The sequence below is a fragment of the Corynebacterium aquatimens genome (genome assembly GCF_030408395.1).
Lineage (GTDB): Bacteria > Actinomycetota > Actinomycetes > Mycobacteriales > Mycobacteriaceae > Corynebacterium > Corynebacterium aquatimens.
In genome coordinates this window covers 2,507,446-2,524,396 of sequence record NZ_CP046980.1, presented here as the reverse complement: position 1 = coordinate 2,524,396, position 16,951 = coordinate 2,507,446, and the positions used below count along the sequence as shown (strand labels likewise).

Sequence of the window (16,951 nt, the reverse complement as noted above, 5' to 3'; positions counted from 1 at the left end):
GTTTTACTTCCAGTCTTCCCACGCGTGCCCCGCCCTCCATGCGCTATCCACATGGCAGGTGTGGACAAAATCGTGCCGTCACCTTGCTATCCACACTTTAGTCCACAACTGTGGATAACTTCTGACGAGGTTATCCACAACCGACGTCCCCATCTGTGGATAACCCTAACTGCTGTGAAAAACTCGCTGAACTGCAGGTTCTTTAGTTCTTCACAAAGTTATGCACCGCCGAAACGGTAGTTATCCACAGAAAGTGGCGGTTGCTCACAGAAACCATCCATGGGGAGAAACTGTGGAAAGTGCGTAAGGATGATTTTTACCTTGGGGCGTGTGGCGATGTCTAGAATCTGGAAAACTGCGTCGGGGCAAGGGGGTTCAAGGGTCACTTGAGGCTTAGAAATTGTTTTGCCCAGCGATCTAGTTTCGGTGCTGGATAGCTCGGCGTGTCGCACGCATTCGGACGCGGCGCGCCGAAAAATTACATTTTTGTAGTTTCGGGGGTAACCAACCGGAGGGTAACCACTGGGCGCAACGTCCCGGCGTGTCTGCTGGTTGCGGCGCTGCGGGCTTCGACCGCCACGATTTGAGTTCACCTTTACAGGCGGGTACGCTGGGCTCGTCTATTGCATCGCGTATGGCTTGTTTCAGTAAGCCGGTGATGCGAGTGAGAGCACCACCGGCGCGGAAACCGGGCCACGTACGTGAGTCGGCGAAGGCGGTGCACGCGGAACAATGTACGCACCTCACGCAGAGTTTAAACCGTTTAGTGGTGGCTCATTCCCGGTTGCTAGCCGCCACGTTGTGCTTGTTTTAAGGAGCAACCGTGTCCAAGCGGACTTTCCAGCCAAATAACCGTCGTCGTGCCCGTAAGCACGGCTTCCGCACCCGTATGCGTACCCGTTCCGGCCGCGCCATCGTGTCCGCACGCCGCAACAAGGGTCGCGCAAAGCTCACCGCGTAAGCAGTACGGGACCGTGCTGCCACAACCCAACAAACTTTCATCCTCTGCGGACTTCCGCACGGTGATGAAGAAAGGGTCGAGCGCAGGTTCCCGGACAGTGGTGGTGCACTACTACGAAGACCGCGCCGTAGATCCCCCCGTTATCAGCGGAGGGCCTCGGTGCGGTCTTGTTGTTTCTAAGCAGGTTGGCAACGCCGTTACCCGCCACGCCGTTTCACGCAAGTTGCGCCATGTTTTTGCCAGTCTGACTGACGTGCCGGTGGAAGCGCGCGTTGTTATTCGGGCCCTGCCAGCGTCAGCGACGGCAACGTCACAGGAGCTATCGGCTGACGTGGCTGCATCTATGGCGCGTGCGCGAGCGAAAGCTGCACGCCAGTGAACGAACTGTACAACTCCGACGGGGAGCAGTTACCGGCGCCGCGCGGGGTGGCGTCGAGAAGCCTCGTGCGCCTCGTGCGCCTTTACCAAAAACACCTTTCCCCCCTTAAGATGTATTCGACGTGCCGCTTCACGCCAACGTGCAGTGCCTACGCGGTGGAAGCCGTCGCTCGGCATGGGGCGGCCAAAGGTAGCCTGATGGCCATAGTGCGGCTGTCCAAATGCGGGCCGTGGCACCCGGGTGGATACGACCCGGTGGTTGTGGCCGGTGACAAATAACCGTGTGAGATTTTAAAAACAACAGAGGAGACCAACTCACGTGCTGAATTTCATTTACTGGCCGATCTCTGCCGTGCTGTGGTTTTGGCACAAGGTAGTCGGTTTAGTCCTCTCCCCTGACTCGGGTCTTTCCTGGATCCTGGCGATTGTCCTTTTGACATGCACCCTGCGTGTCTTCCTGGTCAAGCCGATGGTCAACCAGCTGCGCTCCGGCCGCAAGATGCAGGAAATGCAGCCGAAAATGCAGGAAATCCGGGCGAAGTACAAAAATGACCAGCAGAAGATGATGGAGGAAACGCGCAAGCTCCAAAAGGAGATGGGCGTCAACCCTCTAGCCAGCTGTATCGTTCCGCTGGCGCAGCTGCCGGTGTTTTTGGGCCTGTTCCACGTTCTGCGCTCCTTCAACCGCACGGGTACCGGTGCCGGCCAGCTGGGCATGAGCATCGAGCAGAACCGCAACACTGCTAACTACATCTTCTCCCCGGAAGAAGTCCAGTCCTTCCTGGACGCGCGCATCTTTGGGATCCCGATTTCCGCTTACATGGGCATGCCGCAAGAGCAGTACGCGGCGTTCGCCCCCGTGGATTTCACCCGCACGAACATCATCATGGTGGCCCTGCCGCTGGTGATCTTCTGTGTGGTCATGACCCACCTCAACGCCCGGCTTTCTCTGAAGCGCCAGCGCGAGCGCATGGCTAAGCAGAAGGCAGCGCAGAAGAACAAGCCGTCGTCGAAGCAGCCGCAGAACTCTGGCGCGTTGAACCCAGAGATGATGGAACAGCAGATGAAGATGATGAACGGCATGATGCTGTGGTTCCTCCCGGCAACGCTGCTTTTCACCGGCTTCCTGTGGCACATTGGTCTGCTGATGTACATGGTGACCAACAACGTGTGGACCTTCATCCAGTCCAAGATTGTCTTTGACAAGATGGACAAGGAAGAGGCTGCGGAGGAAGAAGCCCGCGCCGCGCTCAAGCGCACAACCGCCCCCAAGGTGGGCGCTCGCAAGGTGGATCACCGTTCCAAGAAGCAACGCAAGCAAGGCAAGTAGGGTTAAAGCGTGAGCTTGACTATGAATACAGCTGGTGCGGAACCCCCCGCGCCAGCTGCCGCCATTTTCGGGGATCGTCTGCCCATCGCGCAGGCCTACCACGACTCGCTGGCTACGACCGCCGCGCAGCGCGGTTTCATCGGGCCCAAGGAAGTCGATCGGTTGTGGTCCCGCCACATCCTCAACTGCGCCGTCATCGGTGAGGCGTTCGCTGAAGGCATTCACGTCGCGGACATCGGCTCGGGCGCGGGACTACCCGGAATTCCCCTAGCAATCGCGCGCCCGGACCTGTCGATTACGCTGATCGAGCCACTGCTGAAGCGCTCCACCTATCTAGGCGAAGTCACCGAAGAACTCGGGCTCGATAACGTCACCGTCATCCGCGGTCGCGCGGAAGAGCAGAAAAGCTTGCTTTTTGACGTGGTGACGTCCCGCGCAGTCGCCCCCTTAGGCAAGCTGTCAACGTGGTCGCTTCCCTTGGTCAAGCGCGGTGGGGCCATGGTCGCGATGAAGGGGTCGTCGATAAGCGAAGAGCTCGTGCGCGACGCGAAAGAGATCGCGAAAGCCGGCGGAGTCGACGCGGAGATCCTCACCGTGGGCGAGAAGGTGTTGGAGCAGCCGACTACCCTGATCCGTATTGTTCGCGGAAATTAGGGAGGGCTCGTGGGATACACAGACGCCGATAGCACCAACTCTGCTGACCAGGTATGGGATGACACCCCGATTGCTGCAGCAGCACGCCGCGCGGCGCGGATGAACTCCGGTGAGCGCACGGTGGAGCGTCCGGAACGCGCCCGCGTGTTCACCGTGGCCAACCAGAAAGGCGGCGTGGGTAAAACCACGACTTCCGTGAACCTCGCCGCGTCCCTGGCGAAACTGGGTCAGCGCGTGCTGGTCGTGGACCTTGACCCGCAAGGCAACGCTTCGACCGCCCTGGCCGCCGAACACCGCGCCGGCACGACGTCGAGTTATGAGGTCCTCATTGGTGAGGCCACCGCGGAAGAGGCCGTCCAGCAAAGCGGCGACAACCCCAACCTGTGGTGCATCCCCGCAACCATTGACCTCGCCGGCGCGGAAATTGAGCTCGTGAGCCTCGTGCGCCGCGAGTACCGCCTGGCGGATGCTTTACGACGGGGGTTTTTGGACGATAACCCCTTCGTGGACCGTTTTGATTACGTCTTCATTGACTGCCCGCCGTCCCTCGGCCTTTTGACAATCAACGCGATGAACGCGGTGGATGAAGTCCTGATCCCGATCCAGTGCGAGTACTACGCCTTGGAAGGCGTGGGGCAACTTCTCAACAACATCTCCATGATCCGGCAGGCCTTGAACCCGCAACTGCACATTTCCGCCGTGCTGTTGACCATGTACGACGCCCGCACGAAACTCGCGGAGCAAGTGGCCAGTGAAGTCCGCGATCAGTTCGGCGAAGTGGTCTTGCGCAACGTCATCCCGCGTTCCGTCAAGGTCTCTGAAGCGCCCGGCTACAGCCAGACCGTGATCGACTACGACCCGGGTTCCCGCGGTGCGCTGGCGTACTTCGACGCCGCGACCGAGATCGCCACCCGCGGCGATTACCAACCGCACGCCACCACCGGCGCCATCGGCGTAAGCCCCGCGGTTGCCGCGGAACTTGAAGCTGACAGTTCAAACAGTGGCGACACCGGCGGCGACAACAGCACCCACGAGAGCGACTAGGGAGGAGCTACACCATGGCAGAAAAGAAAAAGGGTGGCTTGGGCCGCGGCCTGGCTGCGCTCATCCCGTCTAGCCCCGCTGACCTCGACGCCGGCAAGAAGACCGGCCCGCTGGGCGATGGCGCTGCGGACGTCATCATCGGCGGCTCCAAAGGCGCAGGTGCCAAGGCCGCGAAAGCATCCGGTACACCAACGAAGAAACCGAAGGGCGCTCCGTCCATCTCCCAGTTTGCACCGCCAGCCTCCCAGAAGTCGGCCGTCCCAGCCGCCATCGCCGCATCCGCGACGGCGGGCACCGACTCTTTCGGTGCGACCTACCAGGAAATCCCCTTAGGTCAGATCATCCCCAATGAGAAGCAGCCACGCCAGGTCTTCGAAGAAGAGCAGCTGGCCGAACTGGTTCACTCCATCAAGGAGTTCGGCCTTCTGCAGCCGATCGTTGTGCGCCCGTCCGATTCCGGCAGCCACGCCTATGAACTCATCATGGGTGAACGCCGCTGGCGTGCCGCCTCCAAGGCTGGCCTCAAGGTCATCCCCGCCATCGTGCGGGAAACCGCTAATGAAGACATGCTGCGCGACGCGCTGTTGGAAAACATCCACCGCGTCCAGCTCAACCCGTTGGAAGAAGCCGCCGCCTACGAGCAGCTTTTAGAGGAGTTTGGCGTCACCCAAGAGCAGCTCGCGGACCGCCTTGGCCGCTCGCGCCCGGTGATCACCAACTCGATTCGTCTTCTTCGCCTGCCCGTCCCCGTGCAGCGCCGCGTTGCCGCCGGAGTCCTCTCCGCGGGGCACGCCCGCGCCCTACTCGGCGTCAAAGTCGGTGCGCAAGCCCAGGAAACCCTGGCTGAGCGCATCGTCGCCGAGGGACTATCCGTCCGCGCCACGGAGGAAGCCGTCACGCTGCTCAACCGCGGCGAGGAACCAGCCAAGAAACCCCGCCTGCGGCCTGCTCAACCCGAGTACTTCACCCAGACCGCCGATCGCCTATCTGATCAGTGGGACACCACCGTCAAAGTCACCATGGGCCGCCGCAAAGGAAAAATGGTCATCGAATTCGGCGACCGCGATGACTTCGAGCGCATCCTCGGACTCATCTCCGGCAAGTAGATCTAGCCGGAAGCTCTATTTACGTGCCTAGCTAATTTCGCTGGGGTGCAACGCTTGGTGACTATCGTGGCTGACTCCAATAGTCAGCTAGACGTCGCTGAGCTTCGTCTTGGGACATCGCATCAATTTCAGAATCAGAGAGGTGCAGTTGGTCCTTGAGAGCCTGCCGAAGCCATGTAGGGAGTGCTGTTATTTGTTCAGGTTCAGAAAGTGCCTGGATGTCCGAGAAAAATGAATCTAATTGGTGAACTACTTCGACCAAGGGGACATGATCTTTGTTGCCCCTCCGTTCGATTTCATCTGTCCTATCGCGGAGAACTTTGTAAACATGTTCATTTTCCCGCTCCCCGACAGCCCAGACTTCAGCCACGGTGAGCACCGGTTGAAATCGGGAATCGGTTTCCTCTCTCCACACAATCCGGTAGTTGCGGTTGCCCACCACCAGTTTCCTAAAACCGATCAGATCACCTAAAAGTGGCTCACCCGCATGCGGTGCTCGTTCCAGCAACAACATCTTGAGTAGGATGGCTCGACCCACGCTTGGATCTTTACGAACCAAACGCTCGACGTCCGCAACTGCTTCGCTTAGGAGTCGAATGCGGGCTGCTCGTTCTGGGTTAGTCATGATAGGGAGGTAGCTGTTCTTTACCGGAACGAATCTGTTGGTCTAACTCATGCTCCAAATCTGCGCGCGTGTAGCCCATTTGATCTATCAAATCATCCAACTCGTGGCGATCGCCATTGTCATTAGCGTAACGGGCAAGTACAAGGGCTGCGTCCAACAGATCCTCGTGTCGTCGGCGCATAATCTCGATTTCCGTGGCGGATACCAGCTCAGCGACGACTCGGCCGTGGCGTGAAAGAGCAATCCTTTCGCCTGCTTCAGCTGATGAAATAAGTCCAGAAATGCCAGAGCGGTTAGCTTCAGTGATGGAAAATGTGGCCATGCTCCAAAATCTACCTAGAAATCAAGGTAGGTTCAAGACCTACGCCTGTTCGGCGCGCAAGAGTTCCACGAACGAGTAGGTACCGGTAGGTTGGTCGTCCTGTTCGAGGAGGTAGAGGCGCTTCACGGCCACGACGATGGCTTCGGCGATGAGGTCGCGCTGCTTGGGGTCCGTCACGATTGCCACGTCGTGCGGGTTGGTGAGGTAACCAACGACGACCTCGATGGAGGGCATTTCCGTTGCGCGAAGGAGTTCCCATGTGCGGCCATGGGTGTGGCAGTTGTTCAGCTGGGTGCGCGCGACGATTTCGCGCTGCACAAAGCCGGACAGGGTTTCGCCGGTCATGGAGGAAGCGCCCAGTTCGGATCCGAAGTAGAACGTGGCCACACCGTTGGCTTTTTCGTTGTGGTAGCGGTCCAGCTGGAGCGAAATCAAAAGGTCTGCTTCAAAGCTGTTGGCCATGTCAGCCCGGGCTTTGATGGAGGGGTTGTCCCCCTTCGGGCGTGACATGATGGTCTCCATGCCGGCGGCGATCATGCGGCCTTCCACGCGTGAGGCAAGATCCCACAGAATGTCTTCCTCGGAGATCTCCCCGTAACGCCCGGCCACCGTGTAGGTGGCGCCGTCTTCGCCGATGTTTGGGTCGATGACAACGCGCTTACCGCTCAGGCGGGGGCCCGCCATGCGCACTACTTCCCGTTCACGGATAGCTTGGGTGGAACCGCCGGTAATGCGCCGACCAAGAAGGCTCAGCGCGCGCAATGTTTCCGGGCCGCACACGCCATCGTCCTGGATGCCGTAGTTGATCTGGTAAGTCTCCACCGCTTCGTGGGTGGCGGGACCGAAGTGGCCATCAACCCGTCCGGAATAAAAACCTAGTTCTTGGAGCTGTTTCTGCAATTGCCCCACGTCATCGCCCACCATGATCTGGCTGGGCTGGTAGGACAACACACGGGCACCGAGGGTGTAGGATGCGTGGCGCAGTTCGCGCAGGGTGACATCATCGATGTCCCCGGAGGGGCGAATACCGCGGGATTGCTGGAACGCCTTTAAGACTTCCGCGAGCTCAGCGTCAAACAGTTTCTCTTCCTGGGAGAACTTGCGCTTGCTCCACTCCCCCACATCGCCCTCAAAGGAATCAAGAAAACCCAGCCGTGCGAGAGTGGAGCGGACCTCCGCAACACGGGCACTTGATTGCCCAACCCGCAGAGTGCTTGTCACGGCCATTCCTTTCTCCAGTAGCCAGTCCCTTTTAGCCTGCGCTTGGCACGGCACTATCTTACTTCCTTGCGCAAGGGTAGCGGTGCGCAGCCGCCCTCGCTTTCTATGCGGTCTAAGGCTGAAGGTGCCTGTGCAGTTTTTCTAGGATCTCGTTTTTTGGACGCACGCCCTGGAACTCATCTACCTTCTTGCCGCCAACGAAGACCATCACGTCCGGAATCGACATGACTTGGAACATCGCAGCAAGCGTGCGCTCCTCATCAATATTGATCTTTGCCACCTTGACCTGGTCACCCAGTTCGGCGGCAATATCATCCAAGATCGGCGACAACTTCTTGCACGGCCCACACCACGGTGCCCAGAAATCCACCACCACGGGGACATTGGACTCCACGACCTCTGTTTTAAACGTGGACTGCGTAACGGTAATCGGCGTACTCATCACATGCTCCTGTAGATCGAATTCGGTGTGCTCTTCCCACGGTGCTCGTTAGAGCGCCTCAAGGTACTGCTCAGCGTCAATCGCTGCGCGGCAACCAGAACCAGCGGCGGTAATTGCTTGGCGGTAGTGGGAATCCACCAGGTCACCGCAGGCGAATACGCCCGGGATCGACGTACGGGTGGATGGCTCCGCCACTTGCACGTATCCACCGGGGGCAAGGTCTAGCTGGCCGCCGAGGAACTCAGACCGCGGGTCGTGGCCAATGGCCACGAACATCGCAGTGGCGTCCAGGGTGGACTGCTCACCGGTGACCGTGTTGGAGACCTTCAGGCCCGCGACTTTGCCGTCGCCCTCGATGACCTCATCCACAACGGTGTTGAGAAGGAATTCAATCTTTTCATTTTCCTTGGCGCGGTCCAGCATGATCTGGGATGCGCGGAATTCCTCGCGGCGGTGGATCAACGTGACCTTGGATGCAAAGCGGGTCAGAAACGTCGCTTCCTCCATCGCGGAATCGCCACCGCCGACTACCGCGATGTGCTGGTCTTTGAAGAAGAATCCATCACAGGTTGCACAGGTGGAGACGCCGCGGCCGGTCAATTCCGCCTCGCCCGGGATGCCCAGGTGCCGTGGCGCCGCACCGGTTGCCACGATGATCGCGCGCGCGGCGTACTCCTCATCACCGACGTACACTTTCTTGATCGAATCCGCTGAGCCATCCCCCAGATCAACACGATCCACCAATTCCGACTCAAGCCGCGCACCGAAGCGCTCCGCCTGCGCGCGCATCTCCATCATCAAATCCGGGCCCATGATGCCATTTTGAAAGCCCGGGAAGTTCTCTACCTCAGTGGTATTCATCAGCTCGCCGCCGAACTCATAGCCCTCAAAAACAAGCGGTTTGAGGTCAGCGCGCGCGGTGTAGAGCGCCGCCGTGTAGCCCGCAGGGCCAGAGCCAATGATGATCACGTCATGAATAGCGGTTGCGGCAGAAGCGTCAGTCATGGTGGCCAGTGTACTTCGCGCCGGGACAGACGCAGAACATTAGTTAGAACAGCGCCAATGAGACTCCAGTGACGCTTTAGAGCTCTGCGAGATGCTTAGCGACGGCCTGTCGCGCGCGATTGCGCCGGGACTTGACGGTTCCTTCTGCCACGCCCAATTCTCGTGCCGCCTTATCAACGGTCATCCCAGCGACGTCCATGAGTAACAGCGCGCGGCGCTGGGCTACCGGCAATTCGGCGAGAACCTTGCGCATCTCTAAAAGCCGCTCCAGGTTTTCTAATGGGTTGTGCATGTACCGCTCATTGACTTCTAGGTGTACGCCGTCCCCGGCGTAGATGCTCAAATGGTTGCGGCCGTTTTCACCCCGCGTCATGTAGTCGTAGCCCGCGTTTTGAACCAGCTTGTGCAGCCACGTGGTCAGCGCCGCATCTGACCGAAACGTGTGCATCTTGGCAGAAGCATTGAGCAGAGCGTTTTGCACGATGTCTTCTGCATCAAAGTCATTGCGTGCGTACTTCAACGCCGCGACGTGCAGCATCCTGCTATAACGGCGGACGATCAACGTGAACGCCCTGTCATCCCCGTCGAGGTACGCCTTCACCAGTGCCTGATCAGTGCGGTTTGTGTTGGTTTCTGTACGTGTTGTTCGTCTTGTGCCTGTTGCTGTCGTGCGCGTGGACAATGCGGTCATCGTGGCCCCCCTACCGTGACTGTTGCCCCCATTGTGGCACGGGGTTACAACGGCCGCCGCCCAAAATTGCACACTATAGTGTGCAGTTCGTCCTTGCTTTTTAGCGCTGAGGCTGGGACACGGTAGCGCTGTTACGGCAAAGCGCGCAGGCCCACCATCGCGATTTCACCCACCGGAGTAGGGCCAACGTCCGGGCGATCAAACAGGTCAGCGCGCTCGCCCTGGAATGCGACGATGATTCCGGACACCACCGGGGTAGACGTCACATCAATCTGGTTTTGGCCGTTGTGCAAGGTCCCCGTGTCCAGTACGCGAAGATCGGTCAGGTTCGTCGGTGAGAGGTTGTCCTCTGTGAGCGCGTAGACGGTGTAATCCATGTCGCCCTTGCTCGTGGTGATCAACACCTGGTTGAGCTGGAACGTCGGCGGCGGGTTGGAATCCCCGCTGACTAGCTTGATTGCCATCTGCGGGTTGATGGTGAATTCCGTCGCGGGGTCGTCGTCGACCAGATTGGCCAGGTCCTCATTGCCGTAGCTGCCCGCGGCTGTGTCCTGGTCGCTTCCTTGCGTTCCACGCCACAGCTCCGGGCTCAGCGGGCGGACCAAAACGGGGAGGTTTGCCCGGCCAGGTTTGGCGCTCCCGTCGCCTTCCGCCACGGACTCCGCCACCGGTGTATCGGGGTTGTTCTTGCCCAACACGCCCACGAAGTAGGTGGTCAGTGCGGCAGCAATGAGGACGGTGATAACGGCGACGATCAAAAGCGCGATCGTCGCGCCAGTGCCCATGCCGCGGTCGCCGAAGCCGGACACAGTGTCTGGTTCCTCCGGCCGGTCCTCGGGTGCGTGCGGGATCGGCGGGGTGGTGACTGGTTCATTGGTCACGGTCTGCACCTCCTGGGGTGGGGCGGTTCCAATCGCGTCGAGCTGGCCAGCGAGTGCGCGGAAATCGTCCGCCTCCGCCGCATCGTCGCTAGCCAAATCTTGGGCTGCGGCAGCAGCATCAGCAAGGTCCGTAGATCGGGCCGCACCACTGAGTAGCTCAAGCGCAGAGGCGAGGGCCGCGGAATCATCGCTCATTTCCGCGCGGGGCATGATCATGGGGAATGCCAGCACGATGAACCCGTCCTCAGACACGCGCAGCTGGTCGCGGTGGTGCAAGCCCAGAGGAATCCCGGCTTCGTGCGCCTGGGCCACGTTGTCCGTCAAAGGCGCCAGGGAGTGCGCAACGGCCTCCCCGGATAAGGTCTCACCGGAGCTGGCGACTGCCTGAATCGACGATCCCGGTACCCAATCCGCAACCACGACGCAGCCGGTGCGATAGCGGATTGTCTCGATGGAACCCGCCACGGAGTTCAAGTTTAAAGCCGCGAGCTTATTCGTACGGTGACAAATTCCCGCGGCGTCAATCGCTGCCTGGCGGGGGGTGACGGCTTCCCCATCTGAGCCACACGTATCGACGAAGACTAGTGCGACATCCCGGCCGGTCTCCTGCTCGCGGGCCTGCCAGAACTGCGCCTCCGCCGTGGAGCCGTGGTGGCGCAGAAGCCTGAACCGGCCATCGGAGACCGCAGCGCCGGGCACGAGCCGGGGTCCACGAACGACGCCCGCGGACATGGGGGGTGGGACAGGGGATGCGTTGAACGAGTCCGCAGCCAGAACCTGCGAGGACACCTCGCGCGGGTCCGCGGGTGCGGCGAGCTGATCCGCAACGTCTGCAACATCCGGACTGTCTGATACGGCGGGCATGTCAGATTCTTCCGGCGCTGCGGCCGGTTTAATGACCTTGTTAAGACCCGGGATACGGCGCAAGACCTGGCCGATGCTGGCCACTTCCGGCAGGCCGGAGAAGGCCAAGACCACGCCGGTGACGATGACGAAGATGATGCCAAGCAGGCTGATTTCCACGAGCAATCCGACAGACTCGCGCAGCCCCAGGCTGTCAGTGAACCCACTGAGCGTGCCCGGGAATGCGCGCAACAGCATGCGCACCAGCCACGCCGCGAGCAGGCCGACGAGGCCCGCGCCGGCAGCCCACGCGGAGGTGAGCAGCACCGCTGGCGTACCCAGCGACCCCAGGCGACGGCGCAGCAAGATGGAACCCACCAAGGCACCGGCGATGAAACCAAAGCCGTTGGCGGCACCGAGGAGCACAACAACGTCTTGGGGGCGGTCCGCCACGACGGGTGCGAGGAACGCCAAGGCCACCTTGGTGATGGTGATTCCGGCGATGATGAACGTTGGCGTCCAGGCTTCCTCACGCGCGTAGAACACGCGCAGGTGCAACATCACTAGCGCGTAGGGGATGAGCGTGAAGGCCGAAAAGCTTAAGGTCAAGCCCAGGGTGCGGGCCTCGGCCGTGGTGAAGTTGCCGTAGCCAAACAGCGCGTTACCAATATCCGGCCCCAGCGCGGTGAGGAAGATGATGATGGGGATCAAAGCGATGAACGTGAGCTTTGTGCCCACCGTCAGGTCGCGCACCACCGCTTTATCATCACCGTGCGCAGCGTTGCGCGATAGCCGCGGCATGATCGCTGTGAGCAAGGTGACGCCGATGATGCCATACGGCACTTGGAGCAGCATCCAGTGCTGCATGTAGATCACCGGCGCGGAAGCATCAGCATTGTCCGCAATACGGTTGTTGAAGATGTAGCCCACCTGGCTGATCGCCACGTAGGAAATAATCGCCAGCGCCATCCCGCCGAACTGCTTCAGGCGATCATCGATCCCCCACAGCGGGCGCAAGTCGATCTTCAATCGCTTCAACGCCGGAAGCATGATCAGGCACTGCACAACCACGCCGGCAGTGGTTCCCAACCCCAGCAGTAACACATGCGGGTCCGTGATGGACACCGCTTCATCGGGGTGCAGACTGCCCGGTAGTAGCAGATAGGCGCACAACACCGCGATGGAGACAAGATTGTTGACCACGGGCGCCCACGCACCCGGTCTAAACACTTCCTTGGTGTTCAAAACCGCCATGAACAGTGAGAACAGTCCATAGAAGAAGATCTGGGGAAGCAGCAGGTAGGCAAACGCAGTGGATTGCCCCAGGTTCACCTTCCCCTCGCTAACAAGCAGGAGGCGCGTGAGCAATGGCGCCGCAATGACGGCGACAACGGTGACCACCGACAACAACGTGATGGTCAGCGTGAAAAGTCTTCGGATGAACGCCGCACCGTGATCCGGGTCTTCTTGTTCCGCGCGGACCAGCACTGGCACCACCAGGGCGGTAAGGACCGAGCCCAACACGATCTCCGTGATCATGTTCGGCAGCACATTCGCGGTGTTGAACGCCGACGCGATGGCACCGCCAAGCGCCGATGTAATCAGGACCGTACGGATGAATCCCGTGATGCGGCTTAGGAGTGTGGCCACCGCCATTGATCCAGTGGAACGAACTACCTGGGAATCAGACGTAGTGGACGGCTGAGCCTCTTCCGCTTGTACCTGTCGGGTCAACGATGGCTCCAAAACACTCGATCATTTGGGGACCACCCTGGGAGCTGCTCGCAGAGGGGGGGGTTTAGCGAGCTCGGGGGGGATGCTCAACCAGGGTGGTCGTCATTTAGTTTAAGGCAAAAGACGCGAGATTTCTAATTTTTTTCCTGATTTTGTGTTTGCGCTGCTGACGGCGCTAATCGCGCCCCGCGCCGGCGCTTTAACGTAACCCCCACCGCGACGATGAACGCGCCAGCGACCGCTGCGACGAGCAACCATGTGGCCACGCTGATGCCCACCGTGCGCACGGAAATGTCTACCGGCTGGGAAATCGGCTTGTTGTTCGGCGTTGCCAGGTAGAGCTGAAGGTCCGTGTTTTCCCCTTCTGTGTTGTCCCCCTCGCCCGTTTCGGGCAGGTCCGCTGTCATCTGGATAGTCATTGACCCACGCGCCGGGATGGTCAGGTTCGGCGGGGTGTTGAGTTTCGCGCCTGCCGGGCCGCGGTAGACAATCGACGCACCGACGGGAAGCGGCAGGCCGTTCTCCGCGACGATGAGCAGCGGCGAGGACGCGGAAGTGCGGGTGTAGACATTGCCCGGCGGGATAAGCGATACCGCGGAACGCAGCGCCGTGAGCGTGTCACGCCCGCCGTTAAGCCGGGTGCGGGTCGCGGCCGCGGCATCGGAATAGGTGTCCGGATTATTGCGTTCCGTAATACTCAGCGCACGCAGAAGATCAAGGCGCAGCGGCAGCGTGAAACCGTACCTGGTCAGCGCGATCCCCCGGTCATTGAGCATTAACTGCGTGAGGTCGTCGATGTAATTGGCCTGTTGGCTGGCAGAGAGCACCTCCGTGTCCGAGAACACGGTGGGGTCGGAGTACGGCGTGCCCATAGACTCCGGGGGGACCTCAGACGTGGGCGCCGGGGCGGGGTCCAGCGGGCCAGGCGTGTTGAGCAGGTAGTCCCCCATGGTCATCGGGACGGCCTTGCCGGTGCCCATAATGTCTTTAACGGTCGACGTGAGCACCTCAGCCGTGCTGGAAGACCAGTGTGCGGGCGGTGCAACCATCACTGGCGACGGCGCCTGACTGGACTCACCACCGTAGACCTCCGGGTCCACGGCAGGAACAGCCGCATTGTCGACGGCCGTCCGCAGCGCCGCGGCCGCAGTAATGTCACGCGCCACAGCGGAATCCAACCCGTACCGGTAGCGCCACGTTTCGTCGCTGTAACCCACCGTGCGCGGATGATCACCCGTTGCTGCAACCGTTGCGTTGAGCGTGGCCGGGAAGGTCACTGCCTCCACGTTCTCACCCACCTGGGCGAAGCGGCTCGATCCCAACTGCGGCAGGGTGTTGTCCGCCACGAGCACGCGCACCGTCTCCCGCGGCGCCGGGGCGGTAACTCCCGACGCATCCGGGGTGTCCGTCCGCTCCAGGTTCGTTTCCTGGTCTCCCTCCACCTTGGTGCCGGTGTCGTTTGCTTGAGCGTTGTCCGCGGAATGCTGCGCCTCCCACGCCGCGTGCATCCCGTAGGTTCCCACCACCGATGACGCGTGGTCCGCCCACCCCAGCCCGCGGGCCGCATCGGCAGTCACGTACCCCGCGCCGGGCACCACCACGTTGCGCACGACCGGGGTTTCCAGCACGCGCTCCACCGTGAACGGCCCGCGCTCAATCGCCTCCCGCATCAACCACTGGTTGCCCGTCCGGGCCACCGCATTAACGTCCGTGTTTGCCCAGGGCAGTGCCACTACGCACTCGTCTTTCGCCGCCTCCTGCAGCTTCGCCAACCACGCGCGGGCATCTTCAACGCCCTTTCCGGGCGCGGTCTTTCCTTCTTTTGGCTTCAGCCAACTGTCGCGCAGCCGTTTCTGCTCTTTCACCGCCGGCGGCCGCGCATCCGCCACCGAGTACCCGCGAGTCATGCGTTCCACCGTGTCTACCAGCGCCGGGTCGACCGCCAGGCACATCGCCGCGCTCATGGCCTCCCCCGACTCGCCGTGCGTCGCGTCTGCGTAGATGTCCACCAGCGCGTCGAGCCGCCCGCCCGGCGCGATCGCATCCGCCACGCTTTCCGACGACAGGAAAAGCGGCGGCCTATTCGGTGCCTCTCCGGTTTCCCCGGGGACCACATCGGTGCGTGCATGCAGCGGGAACAGCATGGTCACACCCGCGGGTTGCATGGGGGCACGCATTGCGTCGGCTTCCGCCTGCTGCGCGGGCTCTGCCGGCGGTGTCACTGTCAGTTGCCACCGTTCGGTGTCGATCGCTGCCCCGTCGCGGCTCAGCTCCAGCAGCACCGGGTAGTTCCCCGGCCACGGCGTGTCGATCCCGCCCTTACCGGCGGCAGTGGGGATGGGCATTTCCACTTCTCGGGATTCCCCGGGGCCCACGTCGGCGAGCTGCGCCGTCTTCCCGATGTCCACGTACTCGCCGATATCGGCAACGGCTGAAACTCGCGCATCCGCCACCGAACCTGACGCTGGGCCGCGCCGCGGGGTGATCCCCAACCCATCTACCGTCTGGTCAGTTGTGTTCCGGACCAGCACTGTCACCGTCATCACGTCGCCGGCCGGAACGGTCACCGGGGCGTCGATAAGCTCAATGCTCACGCCGTGCTGGCCCTCCCCCTGCCTAATGGCAGGGTTTGCCCATTGCTGCGCCACCGCCGGGTCGTTCGGCGCAAGCGGTACGGGGACCGCTGACGAGATTGGCCCGTCGATAAGCGGGCTGCTCACAGCAACAAGAGCCGCTGCGGCTACAGCGGCGGGGAGTCTAAAGAATCGGCGGCGATGCATGTCCAACCACCTGCTACCGCGGCGTGACCCGGCCCGCATCACGCTCCGCGCGCGCGAGATCAGGAATCTTGTCGAGGGCCTGGCGGGCCAACTTGCGCTCATCGGCGTACGCCAAATGCTCAATGAGCTGGTTCATTGGCACCCAGGACACCTCTGTTACCTCCGGGTCCTCATCATTGAGCACCCCGTCCACGTAACGCAGCAGGTTGTGGTGCACCGTCTTATGAATCCGGATGCCGTCAGAAACAAACCAATAATCAATAACCCCCAGCTCCGCGAAAGGCTCACCGTAAATACCGGTCTCCTCCCACACCTCACGGCGCGCGGTATCCCACTGGTTCTCCCCCGGCTCCACGTGGCCCTTAGGCATGGACCACAGCAAACGCCCGCGGCGATCCAACCGACCGATCAGCGCGACGTAGATCTGGCCCAAGTCCACCGTTCCGTCCGCCCCCACGGCCTCATACATCCCGGATACGACCAAGCCGCCTGCCGACGTCTCATCGCGCGTCTCCATATGGGAGTTGGCCTTCGCTGCCGAATACTTCGCCGTCGATGCCGGAGTGCGCTGCCCGCCGCGCTTAGAACTGCGCTGATTTGAACGCTGGTTTGAACGCTGGTTTGAACGCTGGTTTGAGCGCTGGTTTGAGCGCTGATTCGATTTCTTATTTCCCCGGTTCCCACCGCCGCGACGGCGCCGGCGGCGTTGGGAATTGTCCCCCGAGGATCCTTCGCCCGACTTCTGCTTCTTTTCGCTGCCACCGGTAGTAGAAGCATTCTGGGTTGAACCCCCTGACGCAGGACGAGAACCGCGCCGACGCCGCCTGCGCGGGCGCGATCCTTCCGCGCGCTGCGATGGCTGCTGCGCGCTCGTGTCACCTGTGTCATTGTCAGTCATTGGCTTCGATCGTATCGGGCCGGGGATGAACCGGGT

The 16,951-nt window shown here is 61.2% G+C and carries 16 protein-coding genes; 7 read left to right on the top strand and 9 right to left on the bottom strand.

What is annotated here, in order from left to right; all coding sequences use genetic code 11:
• The first annotated feature begins 823 nt into the window (after positions 1-823).
• From rpmH to CAQUA_RS11140, 7 genes are all read left to right on the top strand, one after another.
• The gene (gene rpmH / locus CAQUA_RS11170; RefSeq protein WP_196825056.1) at positions 824-961 is read left to right on the top strand and encodes a 50S ribosomal protein L34; all 138 of its coding nucleotides are present in this window, start codon (positions 824-826) and stop codon (positions 959-961) included.
• A 13-nt stretch (positions 962-974) separates the two neighbouring features.
• Positions 975-1,340, top strand: a complete 366-nt coding sequence (gene rnpA / locus CAQUA_RS11165) for a ribonuclease P protein component (protein WP_196825057.1) — start codon at positions 975-977, stop codon at positions 1,338-1,340.
• Between the two features lie 5 nt (positions 1,341-1,345).
• Complete coding sequence (yidD, locus tag CAQUA_RS11160; RefSeq protein ID WP_231375936.1) at positions 1,346-1,618, top strand: membrane protein insertion efficiency factor YidD; 273 nt, start codon at positions 1,346-1,348, stop codon at positions 1,616-1,618.
• Positions 1,619-1,658: 40 nt separating this feature from the next.
• Positions 1,659-2,669: a membrane protein insertase YidC gene (gene yidC, locus CAQUA_RS11155; protein ID WP_196825059.1), complete on the top strand. Its 1,011-nt coding sequence runs from the start codon at positions 1,659-1,661 to the stop codon at positions 2,667-2,669.
• Positions 2,670-2,690: 21 nt separating this feature from the next.
• Positions 2,691-3,323, top strand: a complete 633-nt coding sequence (rsmG, locus tag CAQUA_RS11150) for a 16S rRNA (guanine(527)-N(7))-methyltransferase RsmG (RefSeq protein WP_196825686.1) — start codon at positions 2,691-2,693, stop codon at positions 3,321-3,323.
• Positions 3,324-3,422: 99 nt separating this feature from the next.
• The gene (locus tag CAQUA_RS11145; RefSeq protein ID WP_196825687.1) at positions 3,423-4,367 is read left to right on the top strand and encodes a ParA family protein; all 945 of its coding nucleotides are present in this window, start codon (positions 3,423-3,425) and stop codon (positions 4,365-4,367) included.
• Between the two features lie 14 nt (positions 4,368-4,381).
• On the top strand, positions 4,382-5,473 hold the full coding sequence (locus tag CAQUA_RS11140; RefSeq protein ID WP_196825060.1) for a ParB/RepB/Spo0J family partition protein: 1,092 nt from the start codon (positions 4,382-4,384) through the stop codon (positions 5,471-5,473).
• Positions 5,474-5,534: 61 nt separating this feature from the next.
• Here CAQUA_RS11140 and CAQUA_RS11135 read toward each other — a convergent pair whose 3' ends face one another.
• The 9 genes from CAQUA_RS11135 to CAQUA_RS11095 all read right to left on the bottom strand — a co-directional run bounded on the left by CAQUA_RS11135 (position 5,535) and on the right by CAQUA_RS11095 (position 16,915).
• Positions 5,535-6,098, bottom strand: coding sequence for a type II toxin-antitoxin system RelE family toxin (locus CAQUA_RS11135; RefSeq protein ID WP_196825061.1), 564 nt, complete (start codon positions 6,096-6,098; stop codon positions 5,535-5,537).
• Positions 6,091-6,420: a type II toxin-antitoxin system Phd/YefM family antitoxin gene (locus tag CAQUA_RS11130; RefSeq protein WP_196825062.1), complete on the bottom strand. Its 330-nt coding sequence runs from the start codon at positions 6,418-6,420 to the stop codon at positions 6,091-6,093. The genes CAQUA_RS11135 and CAQUA_RS11130 overlap by 8 nt, the downstream gene beginning before the upstream one ends.
• Positions 6,421-6,459: 39 nt before the next feature.
• Positions 6,460-7,647, bottom strand: a complete 1,188-nt coding sequence (locus CAQUA_RS11125) for an N-acetylmuramoyl-L-alanine amidase (RefSeq protein WP_196825063.1) — start codon at positions 7,645-7,647, stop codon at positions 6,460-6,462.
• A 106-nt stretch (positions 7,648-7,753) separates the two neighbouring features.
• Positions 7,754-8,083 (bottom strand): thioredoxin, encoded by a 330-nt coding sequence (trxA, locus tag CAQUA_RS11120; RefSeq protein WP_196825064.1) that lies wholly within the window; start codon positions 8,081-8,083, stop codon positions 7,754-7,756.
• Positions 8,084-8,131: 48 nt separating this feature from the next.
• A complete protein-coding gene (gene trxB / locus CAQUA_RS11115; RefSeq protein ID WP_196825065.1) occupies positions 8,132-9,088 on the bottom strand; it encodes a thioredoxin-disulfide reductase in 957 nt (318 codons plus the stop codon).
• A gap of 76 nt (positions 9,089-9,164) precedes the next feature.
• On the bottom strand, positions 9,165-9,779 hold the full coding sequence (locus CAQUA_RS11110; protein WP_196825066.1) for a sigma-70 family RNA polymerase sigma factor: 615 nt from the start codon (positions 9,777-9,779) through the stop codon (positions 9,165-9,167).
• A 131-nt stretch (positions 9,780-9,910) separates the two neighbouring features.
• Positions 9,911-13,159 (bottom strand): murein biosynthesis integral membrane protein MurJ, encoded by a 3,249-nt coding sequence (locus tag CAQUA_RS11105; protein ID WP_196825688.1) that lies wholly within the window; start codon positions 13,157-13,159, stop codon positions 9,911-9,913.
• 212 nt (positions 13,160-13,371) lie between these two features.
• Positions 13,372-16,017 carry a hypothetical protein gene (locus tag CAQUA_RS11100; protein ID WP_196825067.1) on the bottom strand — a complete coding sequence of 882 codons (2,646 nt, stop codon included), beginning with the start codon at positions 16,015-16,017 and terminating at the stop codon, positions 13,372-13,374.
• A 13-nt stretch (positions 16,018-16,030) separates the two neighbouring features.
• On the bottom strand, positions 16,031-16,915 hold the full coding sequence (locus CAQUA_RS11095; RefSeq protein ID WP_196825068.1) for an NUDIX hydrolase: 885 nt from the start codon (positions 16,913-16,915) through the stop codon (positions 16,031-16,033).
• Positions 16,916-16,951: the final 36 nt, after the last annotated feature.

Bases quoted from the DNA above. Each gene is read 5' to 3' on its own strand.
- trxA (WP_196825064.1), bottom strand. From the start codon at position 8,083: ATGAGTACGCCGATTACCGTTACGCAGTCCACGTTTAAAACAGAGGTC.
- CAQUA_RS11140 (WP_196825060.1), top strand. From the start codon at position 4,382: ATGGCAGAAAAGAAAAAGGGTGGCTTGGGCCGCGGCCTGGCTGCGCTC.
- CAQUA_RS11105 (WP_196825688.1), bottom strand. From the start codon at position 13,159: ATGGCGGTGGCCACACTCCTAAGCCGCATCACGGGATTCATCCGTACG.
- CAQUA_RS11135 (WP_196825061.1), bottom strand. From the start codon at position 6,098: ATGACTAACCCAGAACGAGCAGCCCGCATTCGACTCCTAAGCGAAGCA.
- CAQUA_RS11110 (WP_196825066.1), bottom strand. From the start codon at position 9,779: ATGACCGCATTGTCCACGCGCACGACAGCAACAGGCACAAGACGAACA.
- CAQUA_RS11100 (WP_196825067.1), bottom strand. From the start codon at position 16,017: ATGCATCGCCGCCGATTCTTTAGACTCCCCGCCGCTGTAGCCGCAGCG.
- CAQUA_RS11095 (WP_196825068.1), bottom strand. From the start codon at position 16,915: ATGACTGACAATGACACAGGTGACACGAGCGCGCAGCAGCCATCGCAG.
- rsmG (WP_196825686.1), top strand. From the start codon at position 2,691: ATGAATACAGCTGGTGCGGAACCCCCCGCGCCAGCTGCCGCCATTTTC.
- trxB (WP_196825065.1), bottom strand. From the start codon at position 9,088: ATGACTGACGCTTCTGCCGCAACCGCTATTCATGACGTGATCATCATT.
- CAQUA_RS11130 (WP_196825062.1), bottom strand. From the start codon at position 6,420: ATGGCCACATTTTCCATCACTGAAGCTAACCGCTCTGGCATTTCTGGA.
- CAQUA_RS11125 (WP_196825063.1), bottom strand. From the start codon at position 7,647: ATGGCCGTGACAAGCACTCTGCGGGTTGGGCAATCAAGTGCCCGTGTT.
- CAQUA_RS11145 (WP_196825687.1), top strand. From the start codon at position 3,423: ATGAACTCCGGTGAGCGCACGGTGGAGCGTCCGGAACGCGCCCGCGTG.